Genomic DNA, 1257 nt, shown 5'->3' with positions numbered 1-1257 from the left:
AGCAACTGTGTTGTTGGAGAGGTCTTTATCCGTTCCGTAAGCCGGGCATGGCAGTGCCGGCCGCTGGTTAGCAGCCCTCGCTCCGTCAAACAAAATGGACACTCACACCGGGACGGCTCGGGCCTCTCTGACTCGGGCGTTGAGGATGACGATCATCTTGCGCATCGCCGCCACGACGGCGACCTTGCCAGGCTTTCCGCGTGCCCGCAGCGACCGATAGAACTCCCGGATCCGTGGCTCGTGCTGGATCGCAGACAGGCATGCCATGTACAGCACGTTGCGCACCTCGATGCGCCCGCCACGGATCTGGCGGACGCCGCGCAGGCTGCCGCTGTCATGGGCGATCGGGGCCACGCCGACCAGCTTGGCAATGGCCTTGCCATCCAGGGTTCCTAGCTCCGGCAAATAGCTGGCGATCACTGCTTGCAGGGTCGCTCCCACGCCTTTGAACGCGCGCATCGCCTGCAATTGCGGTTGCTGGTGGACCTGTTCGGCAATGTGCTTTTCCAATCGCACGCAGTTCTTTTTCATCTGGTTGATGTTGGCCTGCAGTGCGCGGCGCAAAATGGTGTCTGTCACGTGTTCCAACTGGTTCTCTGCACTGATCGTCAGGTCCACCAGCTGCTGTCGCGCGCGCACGAACTCGCGCAGCTTTCGCCGCCAAGGTTCCAACGGTTGATAGGGACGCAGCTCTAGCGTGTCGGCCATGCAGGCCAGGTTGGCAGCATCCAGACGATCTGTTTTTGCCGGCAGACCGGTGGCAGTAGCGAAGGCATGGCAGCGGCGCGCATCGGCGCGCACAACTTGGTGGCCGGCGACGAATAGGGCATCGAGCACCCGCTGTTCATAACCGCCAGAGGCCTCCAGGACAATCTGGCCAGCCCGCTGGTTTGCCAGCCAGGCTAGAAGTTTGTGATGGCCCGCTGGCGTGTTGTGAAACCGCGCGAAAGGGCCGCGATGGATGGCCACATCCAACATGGCCTTGCACACATCAATCCCGATGCCGTTCATGGCGAACTCCGTTAGGCTTGAAGGGTCGAGAGCTCCCCTGCCTGCCCAGCCTTACATCTACGAGCGTCAACTCTGGCAACTGTTCGGGCGACACAGGAGAGAAACCGACGTGGGCACCCAGCTACACGACGATCGGCAAGGATCTAGGCTCTTACGGTGGCCCACGTCGGCTCTCGACACCCAGACTGGCAGAATCCGAACAGATAAGGCTCTGACGCGGCATCCATGCGGCGTGAGGTCCCGCGA

The 1257-nt window shown here is 61.8% G+C and carries 1 protein-coding gene; it reads right to left on the bottom strand.

What is annotated here, in order from left to right:
• Window positions 1–102 precede the first annotated feature (102 nt).
• Window positions 103–1011, bottom strand: a complete 909-nt coding sequence (locus Y887_RS16585; protein WP_046965399.1) for an IS110 family RNA-guided transposase — start codon at window positions 1009–1011, stop codon at window positions 103–105.
• Window positions 1012–1257 lie beyond the last annotated feature (246 nt).

The organism is Xanthomonas pisi DSM 18956 (assembly GCF_001010415.1).
Taxonomy (GTDB): Bacteria; Pseudomonadota; Gammaproteobacteria; order Xanthomonadales; family Xanthomonadaceae; genus Xanthomonas; species Xanthomonas pisi.
This window is presented reverse-complemented; position numbering and strand designations above follow the sequence as displayed.